Source organism: Streptomyces sp. NPDC050732 (assembly GCF_040654255.1).
Classification (GTDB): Bacteria; Actinomycetota; Actinomycetes; order Streptomycetales; family Streptomycetaceae; genus Streptomyces.
In genome coordinates, this window is record NZ_JBFAHP010000019.1 from 74,666 (window position 1) to 92,254 (window position 17,589).

The window sequence follows — 17,589 nt, forward strand, 5'->3', positions numbered from 1 at the left end:
CACAGGTGAGAGGGGTCCGGACGCCGGGCATTACGCGGGTTCCCGCCACCGCTCGGTGGTGAAGGGGGCAAAGGTGGTGAAGGGGGCAGAGAGGCACGGCGGGGCGTGCGCCGGTTGATCACGCCCCGCTCAGCCACGGATCGGCGGCGGGGCTCAGCCGTCGAAGCCCAGCCTCAGCCGTCGAAGCCCAGCCTCAGCTGTCGAAGCCCAGGCCCAGCCGGTCCATCGTCTTGAGCCAGAGGTTCCGCTTGCCGCCGTTGGCGTCCGACCTGGCGAGCGACCACTTGGTCAGCGCGACCCCGGTCCACGCGAACGGCTCCGGCGGGAACGGCAGCGGCTTCGTGCGGACCATCTCCAGGCCCGTACGCTCCGTCCGCTCGCCGGAGAGCAGGTCCAGCATGACGTCGGCGCCGAACCGGGTGGCCCCGACACCGAGGCCCGTGTAGCCCGCCGCGTACGCGACGCGGCCCTTGTGGGCCGTGCCGAAGAACGCGGAGAAGCGCGAGCACGTGTCGATGGCGCCGCCCCACGCGTGCGTGAAACGCACCCCCTCCAGCTGCGGGAAGCAGGTGAAGAAGTGCCCGGCGAGCTTCGCGTACGTCTCGGGGCGGTCGTCGTACTCGGCCCGCACCTTCCCGCCGAACGGGTAGATCGCGTCGTAGCCGCCCCACAGGACGCGGTTGTCGGCGGAGAGCCGGAAGTAGTGGAACTGGTTGGCGCTGTCACCGAGGCCCTGCCGGTTCTGCCAGCCGATCGACGCCAGCTGGTCGTCGGTCAGCGGCTCGGTCATCAGCGCGTAGTCGTAGACCGGGACGGTGTACGGGCGCAGGCGCTTGACCAGTGAGGGGAAGATGTTCGTGGCGAGCGCGACCTGGCGGGCGAAGACCCTGCCGTACGGCGTGCGGATCGCCATTCCCCCGCCCGCGGAGGCCAGTTCGAGGGCCGGGGTGTGCTCGTAGAACCGGACGCCCTTCTCCAGGCAGACCCGCTTCAGGCCCCACGCCAGCTTCGCCGGGTGCAGCATGGCGACTCCGTCGCGGTCCCAGAGGCCGCCGAGGAACGTGGGCGAGTCGACCTGTTCGCGCAGCGCGTCCGCGTCGAGGAGTTCGGCGCCGCCGGCCAGGCCGTGCTCGGCCATCTCCTCGTACATCTCGCGGAGTTCGGTCAGCTGGTGCGGCTCGGTGGCGACGTCGATCTCGCCGGTGCGCTCGAAGTCGCAGTCGATGGAGTAGCGCTTGACGGCCGCCTCGATCTCGTCGAGGTTGCGGGCGCCGAGCTCCTCCAGCTTCGCGATCTCGCCCGGCCAGCGGGACAGGCCGTTGCCGATGCCGTGCGTGAGGGAGGCGGCGCAGAAGCCGCCGTTGCGGCCGGAGGCGGCCCAGCCCGCCTCGCGGCCCTCGACGAGGACGACGTCGCGGCGCGGGTCGCGCTCCTTGGCGATGAGCGCGGTCCACAGGCCGCTGTAGCCGCCGCCGACGACGAGGAGGTCGCAGCGGTCGTCGCCGGTGAGGGCGGGCTCGGGGGCGGGCCTGCCGGGGTCGTCCAGCCAGAAGGACACCGGCCGGGCGTCGGAGAGGGACTTGGTGAAACGGGTCATGGCGCTAGGGGCCATGATTTCCACTCCTTCAGAAATGGCGGGGATCACTCAGAAATTGCGGGGATTACCGGGACTGCTTGTTGCGGCGCCTGCCGACCAGCATTCCGGCGAGCACGAGGAGCACGGCGACGAGGAACATCGCCGTACCGATCACATTGATCTGAACGGGCGTGCCGCGCTGCGCGGATCCCCAGACGAACATGGGGAACGTCACAGTCGAGCCCGCGTTGAAATTCGTGATGATGAAGTCGTCGAAGGAGAGCGCGAAGGCGAGCAGCGCGCCCGCCGCGATGCCCGGTGCCGCGATGGGCAGCGTGACTCTCAGGAACGTCTGCACGGGACCGGCGTAAAGGTCCTGCGCGGCCTGTTCCAGGCGTGGGTCCATCGACATGACGCGCGCCTTGACGGCGGTCACCACGAAGCTGAGGCAGAACATGATGTGGGCGATGAGGACGGTCCAGAAGCCGAGCTGCGCGCCCATGTTGAGGAAGAGCGTGAGCAGCGAGGCGGCCATGACGACCTCGGGCATCGCCATCGGCAGGAAGATCAGCGAGTTGATGGCGCCGCGCGCGCGGAACCGGTAGCGCACCAGCGCGAAGGCGATCATCGTGCCGAGCACGGTCGCGCCGATCGTCGCCCAGGTGGCGATCTGCAGGCTCAGCGAGAGCGACCCGCACATGTCGGCGACACCGCACGGGTCCTTCCACGCGTCGAGCGAGAATTCCTGCCAGGAGTAATTGAAGCGCCCCTTCGGCTTGTTGAAGGAGAACACCGTCACGACGACGTTCGGAAGGAGCAGGTAAGCGAGCGTCAGCAGGCCCGCGATGACCACGACATTGCGCCGGAGCCAGCGGAAGAAGGCGGCCATCAGACGAGATCCTCCGTCCCCGACTTGCGGATGTAGAAGGTCACCATGAACAGGATGGCGGCCATGAGAATGAAGGAGAGCGCCGCGGCCGTCGGATAGTCCAGAATGCGCAGGAACTGCGTCTGGATGACGTTTCCGACCATGCGGGTGTCGGTCGACCCGAGGAGATCCGCGTTCACGTAGTCGCCCGCCGCCGGGATGAAGGTGAGCAGCGTCCCGGAGACGACGCCCGGCATGGAGAGCGGGAACGTCACCTTGCGGAAGGTGGTGGACGGCTTGGCGTAGAGGTCGCCCGCAGCCTCGTGCAGCCGGCCGTCGATGCGCTCCAGCGAGGTGTAGAGCGGCAGGATCATGAACGGCAGGAAGTTGTAGGTGAGTCCGCAGATCACGGCGAGCGGCGTGGCGAGGACCCGGTCGCCGTCCGTGACGCCGAGCCAGCTGGTGACGTCGAGGACGTGCAGGGAGTTGAGGGCGCCCACGACGGGGCCGCCGTCCGCGAGGATCGTCTTCCACGCCAGCGTGCGGATGAGGAAGCTGGTGAAGAACGGCGCGATGACCAGGACGAGGATGATGTTGCGCCAGCGGCCCGCGCGGAACGCGATGAGGTAGGCGAGCGGGTAGCCGAGCAGCAGGCACAGGACCGTGGCGGCGCCCGCGTAGAGCACCGAGCGCAGGAAGTGCGGCCAGTAGTCGGCAGCTGCGTCCCAGTAGGTGGCGAAGTGCCAGGTGACCTTGAAGCCCTCTTCGAGCGACCCGGTCTGCACGGAGGTCGACGCCTGGTAGACGAGCGGCAGCGCGAAGAAGACGACGAGCCAGAGGATGCCGGGGAGCAACAGCCAGTAGGGGACGAGGCGTCCGCGCTTGCGTGGCGTGCGCGCGGGTGGCTCCTGCGGAGCGGGCGCCTTCGGCGGCGGTGCGTCGGTCACGGTCGTCATGCGGAGGTGTCCTCCTCGACCTTCTCGACGCCCGCCTCGACATCCTGGGCGGCGTCCAGGCCGAAGGTGTGCGCGGGGTTCCAGTGCAGGACGACCTCGGCGCCCGGGGCGAGGCGGCTGTCGCGCTCGATGTTCTGCGCGTACACCTCGAAGGACGGGCAGACCGGGCTCTGGACGACATACTGCGTCGATACGCCGATGAAGCTGCTGTCGGCGATGCGTCCGGTGATGCGGTTGCGGCCCTCGGGGATCAGCCCCGCGTCGTCGGCGTGCGTGAGGGAGATCTTCTCGGGCCGTACGCCGACCAGGATCTTGCCGCCGGTGGCGGTGGGGCCGGTACATCGGGCGGCGGGCAGCGCCAGCTTGCAGTCGCCCGCCTTGACGACCAGGTCGTCGCCGCTCCCGGCGGCGCCCGCCTGGATATCCGCCTCGATGAAGTTCGAGGTGCCGAGGAAGTTGGCGACGAACGTGGTCCGCGGGTTCTCGTAGAGGTCGGCGGGGGCGCCGAGCTGTTCGACGCGGCCGCCGTTCATCACGGCCACGGTGTCGGCCATGGTCATGGCCTCCTCCTGGTCGTGGGTGACGTGCACGAAGGTGATGCCGACCTCGGTCTGGATGCGCTTGAGCTCCAGCTGCATCTGCCGGCGCAGCTTGAGGTCGAGGGCGCCGAGGGGCTCGTCGAGGAGGAGCACCTTGGGGTGGTTGATCAGTGCGCGGGCGACGGCGACGCGCTGCTGCTGGCCGCCGGAGAGCTGGTGCGGCTTCTTGCGGGCCTGCTCGCCGAGCTGCACCAGGTCGAGCATCTCGCCGACCTGCTTCTTCACCGACTTGATGCCGCGTCGGCGCAGTCCGAAGGCGACGTTCTCGAAGATGTCGAGGTGCGGGAAGAGGGCGTACGACTGGAAGACGGTGTTCACGGGCCGCTTGTACGGCGGCAGGGCCGTGACGTCCTGGTCGCCGAGGCGGACCGTGCCGGAGCTCGGCTCCTCCAGGCCCGCGATCATGCGGAGCGTGGTGGTCTTGCCGCAGCCGGACGCGCCGAGCAGCGCGAAGAAGGAGCCCTGCGGCACGGTGAGGTCGAGCGGGTGCACGGCGGTGAACGAGCCGTACGTCTTGCTGATCCCGGTGAGACGGACGTCGCCGCCGGTTTCTTGAGCAGAGGTCATGGTGGGGTCCAGATGAAGTCGAGGGGGAACAAAGGCGCCCCGTCAGGGGCGCGGGGAACTGCGCGACCAGCCACAGACGGCCCGCAGACGTGATCCGGTCCGGCCCAGTGCTACGTACCCGTGAGGCGCGCGAACTTCTGTTCGTACGCGGTCTCTTCCTTCGGCGTCAGCGACCGGAACGCCCGGGACTTCTCCTTCATCTCCCGGTCGGGAATGATCAGCGGATTCGACGCGGCGTCCGCGTCGATCTTCGCGAGAGCGTCGCGCACGCCGTCCACCGGGCACACGTAGTTGATGTACGCCGCGAGGCGGGCCGCGGGCTCGGGCTCGTAGTAGTAGTCGATGAGCCGCTCGGCGTTCTTCTTGTGCCGTGCCTTGTTCGGGACAAGGAGGTTGTCCGTGGACGTGATGTAGCCCTGGTCCGGGATGTGGAAGTCGATGTCCGGGTTGTCGGCCTGGAGCTGCACGATGTCGCCGGCCCAGCCGAGGCAGGCGGCCATGTCGCCCTTGGCGAGGTCCGAGGTGTAGTCGTTGCCGGTGAAGCGGCGGATCTGCTTCTTGTCGACGGCCTTCTGGAGGCGGGCGATGGCCGCGTCGAAGTCGTCGTCGGTGAAGTCCCCGGGGTCCTTGTCAAGGTCGAGGAGTGTCATGCCGACGGTGTCGCGCATCTCGGAGAGGAACCCGACGCGCCCCCTGAGCTTGGGGTCGTCGAGCAGCTGCGCCACCGAGGTGATCTTCTTCCCGCCGGTCGCCTTCTTGTTGTACGCGATGACCGTGGAGATGCCGGTCCAGGGATACGAGTAGGCGCGTCCGGGGTCCCAGTCGGGGTTGCGGAACTGGGCGGACAGGTTGGCGTACGCGTGGGGCAGGTTGGCCGGGTCCAGTTTCTGGACCCACCCGAAGCGGATGAGCCTGGCCGCCAGCCAGTCCGTGACGCAGATGAGGTCGCGCCCGGTCTCCTGGCCCGCCGCGAGCTGGGGTTTGAGCTTCCCGAAGAACTCGACGTTGTCGTTGATGTCCTCGGTGTACTTGACCTCGATCCCGGTGCGTTTCGTGAACGCCGCGAGGGTGGGCCGGCGGTTCTTGTCCTTCTCGTCGACGTCCATGTACTCGGTCCAGTTGGAGAAGGCGATCCGCTTCTCCTGCGCCGAGTGGTCGTCGGACGAGACATCGCCCTGGCCCTTGCCCGCCGCGGGGATCCCGCAGGCGCTCAGCGCCCCGAGCCCGCCGACGGCGAGCGCGCCGCCCGTGGCGGCGCGCAGCACGCCACGGCGGGTCAGGGAGGCCCTGCCGTTCCTGAGGCTGCGCTGCATGGCGGCCGGTTGGGCCGGAGTGAAGGGGTCGGGCTCGTACTGCTCCATGCGCGTGGTTGCCCTTTCGGGAGGAAGGCGGCCGCCGGTCGTGCGGCCTGTGACGACGTGGCTACGTGACTACCGGTCCCCGAAGATCGTGCGGTGCCAGTCCTTGCGGACCACCGCCGTGTTGTCGAACATGACGTGCTTGATTTGCGTGTACTCCTCGAACGAGTACGCGGACATGTCCTTTCCGTAGCCGGATGCCTTGTATCCGCCGTGCGGCATCTCGCTGAGGATCGGAATGTGGTCGTTGACCCATACGCAGCCGGTCTTGATCTCGCGGGTCGCGCGGCCCGCGCGGTACACGTCGCGGCTCCAGGCGGAGGCGGCTAGGCCGTACGGGGTGTCGTTGGCGAGCCGGATGCCCTCGTCGTCGCTGTCGAAGGGGAGCACGACGAGCACGGGCCCGAAGATCTCCGACTGCACGATCTCGCTGTCCTGCGCGGCGTCGGCGATGAGCGTGGGCTTGTAGAACGCGCCGGGGTGCGGGAGCGCCTCGCCGCCGGTGACCACGCGCGCGTAGGACCGGGCCCGGTCGACGAAGCCGGCGACGCGGTCGCGGTGCACGTGCGAGATGAGCGGCCCCATGTCGGTGCTCGGGTCGAACGGATCGCCGAGCCGCACGCTCGCCATGAGGTCGGCGACGCCCTGGACGAAGGCTTCGTAGAGGGGCCGTTGCACGTACGCGCGCGTGGCGGCCGTGCAGTCCTGCCCGGAGTTGATGAGCGCGCCGGCGACCGCGCCGTGCACGGCGGCGTCGAGATCGGCGTCGTCGAACACGACGAAGGGGGCCTTTCCGCCGAGCTCCAGGTGCAGCCGTTTGACGGTGGCGGTGGCGATCTCGGCGACGCGCTTGCCGACGCCGGTGGACCCGGTGAAGGAGGTCATGGCGACGGCGGGGTGCCCGACGAGGTGCTCACCGGCGTCCTTTCCCGCACCCGTGACGATGTTGACGACACCGTCGGGGATGCCGGCGTCGGTGGCGGCCTGCGCGAAGAGGAGCGAGGTGAAGGGGGTGAGCTCGGCGGGCTTGAGGACGATGGTGTTGCCCGCCGCGATCGCCGGAAGCACCTTCCAGGCGGCCATCTGGAGCGGGTAGTTCCAGGGCGCGATGGACCCGACGACACCGATCGGCTCCCGGCGTACGTACGAGGTGTGGTCCCCGGTGTACTCGCCGGCCGACTGGCCCTGGAGGTGCCGGGCCGCGCCCGCGAAGAAGGCGGTGTTGTCGACGGTCCCGGGGACGTCGAACTCCCGGCTCAGCTTGATCGGCTTGCCGCACTGCAACGACTCGGCCTGCGCGAATTCCTCGGCGCGGTCGGCCAGTACGCCCGCGAAGCGGTGCAGGGCGTCCGAGCGCTCGCCCGGGGTGGCACCCGCCCAGCCGGGGAACGCCTCGGCGGCCGCGGCGACGGCGGCGTCCACGTCGTCACTTCCGGCGAGCTCGTATGTGTAGACCTCATCGGCGGTGGCGGGGTCCACGACCGCGTGGGTCCGGCCCGACGTGCCCTTGGTCAGCCGCCCGGCGATGTACTGCGCACCGTCCGCGAAGTGGTCCCGCGCCTGGAAGTTGTGCATGACGCTCTCCTCCGCCGCCCTCCCCGTCCCGCGGGGGTCGGCGTAGCTCCAGATCGATTTGAGTGCCGATCCTGACAGAGCAGTGATAGTCCAACAAGTGATTCCGTTGTTGCCTTTTGGTTACGCGACGGAATCTGTCGACCAGGTGTCGAGTCGGTCCGGAAAACCAGGGACGGAGTGTCAGTGGTGCGTGCCAGACTCGCGTGCATGACGAAGATCGACTCGGTCCGCACGGTGGAAGCGCTGGTCGGCGCGGTGCGCGCGGGCGAGAAGGTGGAGTACCTGCACTTCTGGGGCCACACCCCGCGCCGGGACGGCTCGCTGGGCCCGAGCTGCCTCAGCCAGTGGTGGCCCTCGCCCTTCACCGTGGACGGCGTGGAGTACGCGACGGCGGAGCACTGGATGATGGCGGCCAAGGCCCGCCTCTTCGACGACGCGGACGCGGAGCGGGCGGCCCTCGCGGCCCGGACACCCGCCGAGGCGAAGAGCGCGGGGCGGCTGGTGCGGGGCTTCGACGAGGCGATATGGGCGCGCGAGCGGTTCGACGTCGTGGTCGCGGGCAGCACGCACAAGTTCGCCTCCGACCCCGCGCTCCGCGAGTTCCTCGCCGGGACGGGGCAGCGTGTGCTGGTCGAGGCGAGCCCCCTGGACCGCGTCTGGGGCATTGGCCTGGCGGCCGACGACCCGCGAGCGGAGGACCCCATGAAGTGGCGGGGACCGAACCTCCTGGGCTTCGCGCTGATGGAGGCGCGGTCCCGCCTCTGACTCCTCAGGTGGCCCGGGGTGCCACGGCACGGTCGGTCGCGGGGCTCCGGCGGATCAGCCGCTTCCGTACGAGACGGCTCTGCGCCGCCACCGTCACGATCACGCCCGCGCCGAGGACCGGCCAGGCGAGTGGGCCCGCCGCGATCACGGCGGTGACCAGGAGCGGTCCGCCGCTGCGCTGGGCCGACGAGGAGAGGCCGTGCACCCCGAGGTAGGCGCCCTGGGCGTCGTCGGGGGCGAGCGCGATCGAGAGCTCCCAGGAGGCGATGGCGTGCAGTATCTCCGCGAAGGTGAGGGCGACGGCCGCGAGGGTGAGGGCGGCGACGGCGAGCCCCGTGCCGCCGAGCGTCGAGGCGGTCAGGGCGGCACACCCGACGACGAAGCAGGCGGCCAGGGGCACGAGGAGCGCGCGGGCCCGCTCCGGGGTGCTGCCGAACCGGGACAGCGGCACCTGACAGCAGACGACCAGCACGCAGTTGAGCACCATGAGGAGTGGCGCGAGACCGTGCGGGGCGTCGGTGGCGTGGACGATCCACAGAGGGATGCCGACCTGCAGCACCGCGTCGTCGAGGAAGAGGGCCGCCTCGGTCATCGTGAAGAGCAGATAGGAGCGGTCGCGCCAGGGGTTGGACGGTGGGGCGACCGGCGCGGCCGCCGTGGAGTCGGTGACCAGGCGGGACGGCGAGGGCGGCTCGGCGCAGCGCAGGGTGAGGGCGGCGGCGACGAGGAAGCTGACCACGTTGCCGATGAGCAGCGCCTGGTAGGCGTGGGTGGTGCCGACGGCCAGGGCGAGCGCTCCGGCGAGGCCGCCGATGGCCCAGCCCGCGTTGGAGACGGTGCGCTGCACGGCTTGGTACGTGGTGCGCTCCGGGCCCGCGATCCGGGCGGCGTACAGCTTGGTGAGCACGTTGGCCCCGCGGTCGGCGAGGCTGTTGACGGCCGAGTACAGCAGGAGCAGCGCGAAGTTGTCTGTCGTGAGCAGCGCCAACAGCGCCATGGCTTGCTGGAGTTGGGCGCCGATGATGATGCGGGTCACCGGGAAGCGGTCGGCGAGGTGGCCCGCGAGCGGGGCACCCGCGATGCCGACGGCGCCCGAGACGCCTAAGAGCAGGCCGACCTCGGCGACGGAGAGACCGGTGACCAGAGTGAAGTAGAGAGCGGCCGCCCCCATCCAGAGGCCGGTGCCCGCCTTGTTGATCAGGGCGATCCAGAGCATGCGACGGCCGTCGGCACCCCCCGGTATGCGTGCGTACAGCGCGGACCGTCGACGGCTGAGGCTCACCCATCCCCCTAGGCTTGACCAGTATTTTGTACCGGTACATAATCCTCTATGTGGCAGCACAATATGCGATCAGCGGCTCGACCGCCAAGGGCATCACCGCGTCGGTCGAACAGGCCGTGGCCGACGGGGGGTTGGCGCCGGGCGCCGCGCTGCCCCCGGTGCGGAGGCTCGCCGACGAGCTGGGCGTCAGCGCGGGCACGGTGGCGACGGCCTACAAGGAACTGCGGCAGCGCGGCATCGTGGTGACACGCGGCCGGGGCGGCACGGTCGTGGCGCAGGCCCCGGCCGTCGGGTCCCGCAGGCCGCCCAGAGCACCGCGAGGGGTGCGCGACCTGGCGGGCGGACATCCGGATTCCGCCCTGCTGCCGGTGCTGAGGCCCCCTGCCCGGGTGGAGCCGGTCAGCGGTTCGCACCGCGCGGCGCCGCGCCTCGCGGGGCTGGAGGAGGTGGCCCGGGAGTGGTTCGCGCGGGACGGGGTGCCCGACGGCCGGGTGACCTTCGCGCACGGGGCGCTGGACTGCATGGCCCGGCTCCTCTCGGTGGAGCTGAAGCCGGGCGACACCGTGGCCGTGGAGGATCCCGGCTTCCACCATCTCCTCGACCTCGTACCGGCGTTGGGGCTCCGCATGGCGCCGGTGGCCGTGGACGACGAGGGCATCAGACCGGAGGCGCTGCGCGGAGCACTGCGGGCGGGCGCCAGGGCCCTGGTGTGCAGCCCGCGGGGGCAGAACCCGATGGGCGGCCGCTTCACGGCGGCGCGGCGTGAGGCCCTGCTCGCCGTTCTCACCGACTACCCGGACGTGCTCGTCGTCGAGGACGACCACAACGCCGAGGTGGCGGGGGCGGCACCGCACTCACTGGCGACCGGCGGACTCGCACGCTGGGCGCAGGTGCGCACCGTCTCCAAGCATCTGAGCGTCGACCTGCGGTGGGCGGCCCTCGCGTGCGACGCCACCACGCTGGCCAGGCACGAGGGGCGGATGCTGCTCACCTCGGGGTGGGTCAGTCACGTACTGCAGGAGACGGTCGAGCGGACGATGACCGATCCCGCGACGCGCGAGGTGGTGGACCGGGCCGGGCGCGCCTACACGGAGCGGCGCGAAACCCTCGTCCGTGAGCTCGCGGGGCACTGCATCTCGGCCCGGGGGGCGAGCGGGCTGAACGTATGGGTGCCCGTGCGGGACGAGTCCGCAGTCGTCAACGGGCTGCGCTCGCGGGGGTGGTGGGTGGCCGCGGGGGCACGCTTCCGCATCGCCGCGCCCACCGCCGTGCGCATCACCACGTCCGCGCTGGAGCCGGCGGACGCGGTCCGGCTCGCCGCGGACTTCTCCGCCGTGCTCGACGAGTCCGAGGCCACGTACGGGGGGTGAGCGCGGAGTTGGGCGGGGCCTACACCAAGAGCAGGACCACCAGCAGCGTCACGCCCAGGACGATGCCCACCGCCCCGCAGATGATCCCGGCGAGGGCCTGGCCCCCGTTCGTCGCCTCGCCGCGCCGCGCCTTCCCGCGCCCCACCGCGCCGAAGATCACCGCGAGGATGCCGAGGACGATCGCCAGCGGCCACAGGCAGAAGCCGGCGGCCGCGATGATCCCGAGGACGAGCCCCGCCACGCCCATGCCGTTCGCGGGCGCCATCGGCATGGCGGGCCAGCCGTATCCGGGCCCGCCCTGACCGCCGGGATAGCCCGAGTACCCCGGATAACCCGGGTAGCCGGGGTGCCCCGGATAACCGGGATGGCCCGGGTAACCCCCGTACCCCGGGTAGGCCTGCTGTCGGCCAGGGCCGTCCGGTGAGATCGGCGGCGGCGGCACGGGCTCTCCCGGCGCCGCGAAGGGTCCGACGCCTGCCGCCTGCGGGGGCGGCGGCGGGACCGCTCCCGGCATCGGGGCGACCGTCCACCGACCGCGGTCCGGCGGCGGTACCGCGTCCTCCGGCGGCGGCGCCCACGGATCGCGCTCCCCCTGCGCCCCCGCGCCGGGCACGGCGTCGTCCTCGGACTTCGCGGACATGACGGGTCACCTCTTTCGTACGTTCCGTCATGCTACGGCCCTCGCTTTGCCCGGGCCGACCGCCGCCTACGATGAGCCCCGACCCATCGATCAGCCGATCAAACCCGTTCCTGGGGAGGAAACCGTGACCGAGCAGCAGACCGCAGCCTCGACAGCCGGCGACCCGCAGGCGTTCCCGCACGCCTTCATCGCGGGACTGCCCAAGGCGGAGCTGCACGTGCACCACGTCGGCTCGGCCTCCCCCCGCATCGTCTCCGAGCTGGCCGCCCGGCACCCCGACTCCGCGGTGCCGACCGACCCCGAGGCGCTCGCCGACTACTTCACGTTCACCGACTTCGCGCACTTCATCCAGGTCTATCTGTCCGTCGTGGACCTGATCCGCACCGCGGACGACGTACGCCTCCTCACCTACGAGGTGGCCCGCGACATGGCGCGGCAGAACGTGCGGTACGCCGAGCTGACCATCACCCCGTACTCCTCCGTCCGCCGCGGCATCGACGACCGCGCCTTCATGGACGCCATCGAGGACGCCCGCAAGGCCGCCGAGAGCGAGTTCGGCACCGTACTGCGCTGGTGCTTCGACATTCCCGGCGAGGCCGGGCTCGTGTCCGCCGAGGAGACGCTCAGGCTGGCCGTCACCGACACGCTGCGCCCCGAGGGCCTGGTCTCCTTCGGGCTCGGCGGGCCCGAGATCGGGGTGCCGCGCCCGCAGTTCAAGCCGTACTTCGACCGGGCGATCGAGGCGGGCCTGCACTCGGTGCCGCACGCCGGGGAGACCACGGGGCCCGAGACCGTCTGGGACGCCCTCACCCATCTGCGGGCCGAGCGCATCGGGCACGGCACCACCGCCGCGCAGGACCCGAAGCTGCTCGCCCACCTCGCCGAGCACCGCATCCCGCTGGAGGTCTGCCCGACCTCGAACATCGCGACCCGCGCGGTCCGCACCCTCGACGAGCACCCGATCAAGCAGTTCGTGGAGGCCGGGGTGATCGTCACGGTCAACTCCGACGACCCGCCCATGTTCGGCACCGACCTGAACTCCGAGTACGCCGTCGCCGCGCGCCTCCTCGACCTCGACGAGCGCGGCATCGCGGCCCTCGCGAAGAACGCCGTCGAGGCGTCCTTCCTGGACCCGGCGGGCAAGGCGAGGATCGCCGCCGAGATCGACACGTACACGGAGACGTGGCTCGCACCCTGATCCCGTGACCACAATGGGCCCATGCGCACCGTGACTGCAGTGGCCCACCGAGGCGATCCCTACCGCGTCCGCGAGAACACCGTCCCGTCCCTGCGCTCCGCGATCGAACGGGGCGCGGACGCGGTGGAGATCGACGTCCGTGTGAGCGGCGACGGCGTACCCGTCCTGCTGCACGACGCGACGCTCCAGCGCCTGTGGGGGTACGAACGTCCGCTCGCCGCCCTGTCGTCGGCCGAGGTCACCGGACTCACCGAGGGCGGCGTTCCCACGCTCGAAGCGGCCATCGCCGCCACCGAGGGGAACCGGCTCATGATCGACCTGCCGGGCGCGACGTACGACGCCGTGCGCACGGTCGTCGGGGTCGTCGCGGAGTGCGGCGCGTCGGACCGCGTGTACTACTGCGCGGGCGGACAGACGATGCTCGCCGTGCGCGAGGCCGCTCCGGGCGCGGAGATCGCCCTGACCTGGACGACCCTGGCGCCGCCCCGCCCCGTCCTCCTGGAAGCGGTGAAGCCGCGCTGGCTCAACTACCGCTTTCCGCTGGTCGACCGCGACCTGGTACTCCAGGTGCACCGCCAGGGCCTGCTCGTCTCGGCCTGGACGCCGGACACGCGCCGCTCGATGCGCCGCCTGCTCGACGCGGGCGTCGACTCGATCACCACGAACCGCATCGACGTCCTGCACTCCCTGCGCGGCCCGGCCTGAGCCACACCGCCAGGACCGGCTCCGGCTCTCGCTCTCGCCCTCGCTCAGACGGACGGGAGGGGCGGCAGCATCGCCTGCGCGTCCGCCCCCTCCCCCACCCAGAGACCGATCACCAGCGCCGCCGTCGCCTCCAGGAGCCCCGCCCGCTCCAGGCCGCCGGCGGCGAGCGGTCGGCAGCCCAGATCGCTCACCAACGCGCGTACGACAGCCAGCGCGCCCGGGTCGTCCCCGCAGACCGGAACCGCCAGCGGGCGCCCGTCGAACACGGGCGGGTCCAGCCGCCACACGTCCACGTGGCAGAGGTTGAACGCCTTCACGACGTGCGCGCCCGGCGCCGCGTCGGCGAGGCGGCGGGCCGCCGAGGGACCGCCGTCCGCCTCCGTGAGATGGACGAAGCCGGGGCCCACCGGGTTGGAACAGTCGATCAGCACCCGCCCCCGCAACGCGGCTGCCAGCCCGGCCGCCACCGGGGCGCCGGCCGCGTACGGCAGCGCGAGCAGCACCGCCTCGCCGAACTCCGCCGCCGCCCGGGGCGCGCCGTGCCGCGCGGCACCGATCCGCGCGGCGAGCGCCGCCGCCGCGCCCTCGTCGCGCCCGCCCACCATGACCTCGTGACCTGCCCGAACCCACCGCGTGCCGAGCGCGTCCGCCATGCCACCCGTGCCGATGATGCCGATCCGCATACCGCTTCCCCTCGCCGTCCGGCCCGGTCGCCGGAATCAAGGACGACAGTAGGAAGCCGCTCGGGCACCATTCGGTAAGTGACCACCGACCACGACCTCCTCGCCGACTGCCGCGCCCGCCTCGCGTTCGACCTGCTCGCCAACACCTGGAACGCCGTGGTGCTGTGGGCCCTGCGCCACGGCCCGCGCCGCCCGCGCGAACTGCGCGAGCGCATCGGCGGCATCAGCCCCAAAATCCTCACGGAGACGCTGCGCCGCCTTGAGTACAACGGCCTGGTGACGCGAGAGCCGTACGCCGAGTCACCACCCCGCGTCGAGTACGAACTGACCGCTCTGGGCCGGACATTGCTCGTCCCTATCGAGGGCTTCGGGGCGTGGGCGTACGAGTACGGGGACGCGGTCATGACAGCCCAGGAGCACGCAGACGGCGACCACGAGCGCTCCCCCTAGGGGACAGGGGCGGAAGGTCGCGTCGGGAGTGGCGGACAAGCTGGAGGTCTGGTGGCTGAACGTCACGTACGCGGCCGAGGACGTCCGCGAGGTACTGCGTCGAAGCGGTGCTGGTTGAAGGAGAGCATCTGGAGGAGGCGGTCGGCGGCGCCTTCCGGTTCGTGCAGGGGTGGCGTGCCGGGGAGAGGCATGTTGCCCTTGGACGCCCACCGGAGGGTGCCGTCGCTGTCGAGCGAGGTCCGGGTCCGGTTCCTGTTGTCCTGGTGGAGGCAGTAGGGGACGTCGAGGAGTCCGAGGCGGAAGGCCTCGTGGAGGGAGTCGCCCACCGAATCCCTGAGGGAGAGCGTGGCGTTGATGAGGGCCGAGGCCTCGTCGAGGACTTCGCTCCCGGGGAGGCGCGCGGAGCGGGGCACGCCGTGGGCGGCGTCCGCGGCGATGCGGAGGGCGGCGACGTTCTCCGCGATGGTGGGGATCCGCTGGGATTCGACCGTCGTCTTGACGATGAGGCGTTCGCAACCGGAGGCCGCGGCGAGTTCGGCGCTCTCCCGCAGCAGCGCGGTGGCGCCGCCCGTGGTCTTCGGGTAGACGCCCATGAAGGTGTAGAGGACCACGTGCCAGTCCACGCCGACGAGGTGTTCCTCCGCGAGAGCGCGCAGGGCCAGGATCGCGTCGAGGTCCTGTCGCGGATTCGTCTGCTGGGCGTAGCTGAGGGAGACGCTGCGGATGCCGTTCTCGGCGAAGAAGAGGCATTCGAGGACGCTGAGGGCGACCAGCAGGCCGGGTGGGCACAGCTGCCCCAGCATACAGCCGCCGAAGGTCTCAAGGTGTGCGCCCCGGCCGCCGTCCGCGAGGATCCGGCAGCCCTCCGCCCACGCGTCGATGGACTCCCGCAGGGGCACCCTGCTGTAGGGCAGACAGTACGAGACCGGACCTCCCTCGGAGACGGTGAGGCCGAGCCTGCCCATGGTGCGGAAGATCTCCTGCGGCCTGGGCGAGCCGTGCCTGACCTGCACGGGGAAGGCGGCCAGGTCCACGCCGCCCAGCAGCTGGGCGTTGTCCGCGTCGCTGTGCGACACGAGCGGGTAGCCGTTCAGGGCTTCGCCTGCCGCGATGGCCCGGCCGGCCCGCAGGAACTGCCCCGTGCGCGTGAAGCTGTCCAGGGTGATGGTCCCGACCACGCGGGGTCCCGCGTCCCGTACGGCATCGAGACCGGCCCGCATGAGTTCGGGGCTCGTGAAGCCCATGCGGGACTGGACGATCAACTCGTTCCGGTTCTTCGCCTCTGCGACGTAGGCGGCGAAGCCGGATGTCCGGGTCGTGGTCATGGCGACGTCCTGTCCTAGGCCGCGGTCGCCGTCGACGTCGACGTCACGGCGAAGCCGGACAGGTAGGAGCGGAACGCGTCGACGGCCGTCTCTCCGCGGAACACCTCGGCGAAGCCCCTCTCGCGCAGCCGCCGCACCTCGCCGTCGCCGATCTCCCCGTGGGTCGTGAGCTTGCCGCCGAGCACGACGGGCGGACGGAGCCGCTCCGGCACGCGGAGGACGGCGTCGAGCAGGGAGGGGACCTCCAGGAGGCCGTGGCCGTTGACGGTGCTGACCACGAGGAGGTCCGCGTCCGCCTCCGTGAGGGACCTGACCACGAGGTCGACGGGTGTGCAGGAGCCGAGATTGATCACCTGCCACCCGCGCTCCTCCAGAACGAGTTGCAGATGGACGAGGTTCCAGGTGTGGGCGTCGGAGCTGATGGTGGTGACGACCGCCACCGGGGGCCGGGAACTCACGAGCGGGCCACCTCCTTTTCGTGGGCGGGGGCCGACGGTGCTCCGTCGGCCATGCGGAGCACCGGCGTCATCGCGATCCCGGCGAGTGCGAAGACCGCGCCGAGACAGATCCAGCCGATCGTTCCGTTCTCGATGACCAGGGTCGAGATGACGAACGGGGCGACCATCTGGGAGAACGCGAATCCTGTGGTGAAGAGCCCCTGGTACTGACCGTTCCGGTCGGGGGGCGCGAGGTCGAAGCTGATCACCCAGCCGGCCGCCGACTGGATGATCTCTCCGTAGAGGTGGAGGCCCGCCGCGACGAGCAGGAGGACGCAGGCGCCGAGCGCGGAGGTGCCGTCCGTCAGACCGGTGAGTACGCAGGTCGCGAGGAACAGGAAGCCGGCCAGCCGCCACGACCGCCGCGCCGAGTCGAGCGTGCCGATCCTGCGGGACGCGGAGACCTGGAACAGGACACAGCCCACGGTGTTGAAGAGGATGAGCACCGCGGCCATCCAGTGCGGTGCGCTGGTGTGCTGCATGATCCACAGGGGGAAGCCGATGTCCAGCATGGCGAAGTGGATCACCATGATCATGTTCACCATGGTGGCGGCCGCGTAGCGGCGGTCCCGCAGGACCGGCAGCGCGGAGGTGCCGGGCTTCACCGGCACGGCCGCGATCCGGGGAAGCGCGAAGAGGGTGAGCCCGCAGATGAGATACGACGCCGCGTTGAAGCCGATCACACCCATGTAAGCCGCTTCGGAGCCCGCCCAGATAGCAAGCCCCGCGATACCGCTGCCGAGTGCGACGCCCATGTTGCCGACGGTGCGGATCTGGGCCCTCGCCAGGGTCGCGTCCTCACCGGCGGTCAGCGTCGCGAGCACTGCCTGCCGTGCCGCGTACGCGCCCCTCTCGATGAACGTGAACACGACGGCGACCGCGGTGAACTGGACGAACCCGTCGACCACCAGGAAGAACACCGCGGCCAGCGCGCTGAGGATCAGGAGGACGGCGGCCACGTCACGCTGGCCCCGCCGGTCGGCGAGGTGCCCGAACGGCACACCGGAGACGAGGCCGGTGGCGCCGGCGATCGCGAGTCCCAGACCGAGCTGGCCGGGCGTCACCCCCGCGAACTTGGTGAAGTACAGCGCCGAGGAGGCCATGAAGGCGCCCCGGCCCAGCAGGTTGAAGAAGACGGCTGTGCCCAGGACACGGACGGGCGCCGACATGGATCG

Annotated in this window: 17 protein-coding genes; 5 read left to right on the forward strand and 12 right to left on the reverse strand. The window is 70.9% G+C overall.

The features are described from left to right. Positions 1–193: 193 nt before the first annotated feature. The 6 genes from AB0H82_RS19035 to AB0H82_RS19060 form a co-directional block, all read right to left on the reverse strand. Entirely contained in the window at positions 194–1,612 is a 1,419-nt protein-coding gene (locus AB0H82_RS19035; RefSeq protein ID WP_362994133.1) for an FAD-dependent oxidoreductase, read from the reverse strand. A 49-nt stretch (positions 1,613–1,661) separates the two neighbouring features. Beyond that, positions 1,662–2,465 carry an ABC transporter permease gene (locus AB0H82_RS19040; protein WP_362994135.1) on the reverse strand — a complete coding sequence of 268 codons (804 nt, stop codon included), beginning with the start codon at positions 2,463–2,465 and terminating at the stop codon, positions 1,662–1,664. Continuing rightward, positions 2,465–3,400, reverse strand: coding sequence for an ABC transporter permease (locus AB0H82_RS19045; protein ID WP_362994137.1), 936 nt, complete (start codon positions 3,398–3,400; stop codon positions 2,465–2,467). The genes AB0H82_RS19040 and AB0H82_RS19045 overlap by 1 nt, the downstream gene beginning before the upstream one ends. Continuing rightward, the gene (locus tag AB0H82_RS19050) at positions 3,397–4,566 is read right to left on the reverse strand and encodes an ABC transporter ATP-binding protein (RefSeq protein ID WP_362994139.1); all 1,170 of its coding nucleotides are present in this window, start codon (positions 4,564–4,566) and stop codon (positions 3,397–3,399) included. The genes AB0H82_RS19045 and AB0H82_RS19050 overlap by 4 nt, the downstream gene beginning before the upstream one ends. Before the next feature lie 110 nt (positions 4,567–4,676). Then, a complete protein-coding gene (locus AB0H82_RS19055; RefSeq protein WP_362994141.1) occupies positions 4,677–5,927 on the reverse strand; it encodes a spermidine/putrescine ABC transporter substrate-binding protein in 1,251 nt (416 codons plus the stop codon). A gap of 69 nt (positions 5,928–5,996) precedes the next feature. Further along, positions 5,997–7,499 carry a gamma-aminobutyraldehyde dehydrogenase gene (locus tag AB0H82_RS19060; RefSeq protein WP_362994143.1) on the reverse strand — a complete coding sequence of 501 codons (1,503 nt, stop codon included), beginning with the start codon at positions 7,497–7,499 and terminating at the stop codon, positions 5,997–5,999. A gap of 207 nt (positions 7,500–7,706) precedes the next feature. Between AB0H82_RS19060 and AB0H82_RS19065 the strand changes: the two genes are divergently transcribed. Continuing rightward, positions 7,707–8,264 carry an NADAR family protein gene (locus AB0H82_RS19065; protein WP_362994145.1) on the forward strand — a complete coding sequence of 186 codons (558 nt, stop codon included), beginning with the start codon at positions 7,707–7,709 and terminating at the stop codon, positions 8,262–8,264. A gap of 4 nt (positions 8,265–8,268) precedes the next feature. Here AB0H82_RS19065 and AB0H82_RS19070 read toward each other — a convergent pair whose 3' ends face one another. Next, positions 8,269–9,546 (reverse strand): MFS transporter, encoded by a 1,278-nt coding sequence (locus AB0H82_RS19070; RefSeq protein ID WP_362994147.1) that lies wholly within the window; start codon positions 9,544–9,546, stop codon positions 8,269–8,271. Between the two features lie 50 nt (positions 9,547–9,596). Here AB0H82_RS19070 and AB0H82_RS19075 point away from each other — a divergent pair, with 50 nt between their 5' ends. After that, positions 9,597–10,916, forward strand: a complete 1,320-nt coding sequence (locus tag AB0H82_RS19075) for an aminotransferase class I/II-fold pyridoxal phosphate-dependent enzyme (RefSeq protein WP_362994149.1) — start codon at positions 9,597–9,599, stop codon at positions 10,914–10,916. A 19-nt stretch (positions 10,917–10,935) separates the two neighbouring features. On the opposite strand, the gene AB0H82_RS19080 is transcribed toward AB0H82_RS19075, so the two are convergent. Beyond that, on the reverse strand, positions 10,936–11,556 hold the full coding sequence (locus AB0H82_RS19080; protein ID WP_362994151.1) for a DUF4190 domain-containing protein: 621 nt from the start codon (positions 11,554–11,556) through the stop codon (positions 10,936–10,938). A 124-nt stretch (positions 11,557–11,680) separates the two neighbouring features. On the opposite strand from AB0H82_RS19080, the gene AB0H82_RS19085 reads away from it, so the two are divergent. Together AB0H82_RS19085 and AB0H82_RS19090 are read left to right on the forward strand one after the other, a co-directional pair. Beyond that, on the forward strand, positions 11,681–12,754 hold the full coding sequence (locus AB0H82_RS19085) for an adenosine deaminase (protein ID WP_362994153.1): 1,074 nt from the start codon (positions 11,681–11,683) through the stop codon (positions 12,752–12,754). Between the two features lie 21 nt (positions 12,755–12,775). Further along, entirely contained in the window at positions 12,776–13,459 is a 684-nt protein-coding gene (locus AB0H82_RS19090; protein ID WP_362994155.1) for a glycerophosphodiester phosphodiesterase, read from the forward strand. A 44-nt stretch (positions 13,460–13,503) separates the two neighbouring features. On the opposite strand, the gene AB0H82_RS19095 is transcribed toward AB0H82_RS19090, so the two are convergent. Continuing rightward, positions 13,504–14,142 (reverse strand): NAD(P)-binding domain-containing protein, encoded by a 639-nt coding sequence (locus AB0H82_RS19095; RefSeq protein WP_362994157.1) that lies wholly within the window; start codon positions 14,140–14,142, stop codon positions 13,504–13,506. Positions 14,143–14,220: 78 nt separating this feature from the next. Here AB0H82_RS19095 and AB0H82_RS19100 point away from each other — a divergent pair, with 78 nt between their 5' ends. Continuing rightward, positions 14,221–14,592 carry a helix-turn-helix domain-containing protein gene (locus tag AB0H82_RS19100; protein ID WP_362994159.1) on the forward strand — a complete coding sequence of 124 codons (372 nt, stop codon included), beginning with the start codon at positions 14,221–14,223 and terminating at the stop codon, positions 14,590–14,592. 62 nt (positions 14,593–14,654) lie between these two features. Here the strand turns inward: AB0H82_RS19100 and AB0H82_RS19105 are convergent, their stop codons facing one another. From AB0H82_RS19105 to AB0H82_RS19115, 3 genes are read right to left on the reverse strand one after another with little or no spacing between them, the layout of a single operon-like run. Then, positions 14,655–15,917, reverse strand: coding sequence for a methylaspartate mutase (locus AB0H82_RS19105; RefSeq protein WP_362994161.1), 1,263 nt, complete (start codon positions 15,915–15,917; stop codon positions 14,655–14,657). A gap of 14 nt (positions 15,918–15,931) precedes the next feature. Then, the gene (locus AB0H82_RS19110; RefSeq protein WP_362994163.1) at positions 15,932–16,375 is read right to left on the reverse strand and encodes a cobalamin-dependent protein; all 444 of its coding nucleotides are present in this window, start codon (positions 16,373–16,375) and stop codon (positions 15,932–15,934) included. Next, positions 16,372–17,583: an MFS transporter gene (locus tag AB0H82_RS19115; protein WP_362994165.1), complete on the reverse strand. Its 1,212-nt coding sequence runs from the start codon at positions 17,581–17,583 to the stop codon at positions 16,372–16,374. Before AB0H82_RS19115 ends, AB0H82_RS19110 begins: the two co-directional genes overlap by 4 nt. Positions 17,584–17,589 lie beyond the last annotated feature (6 nt).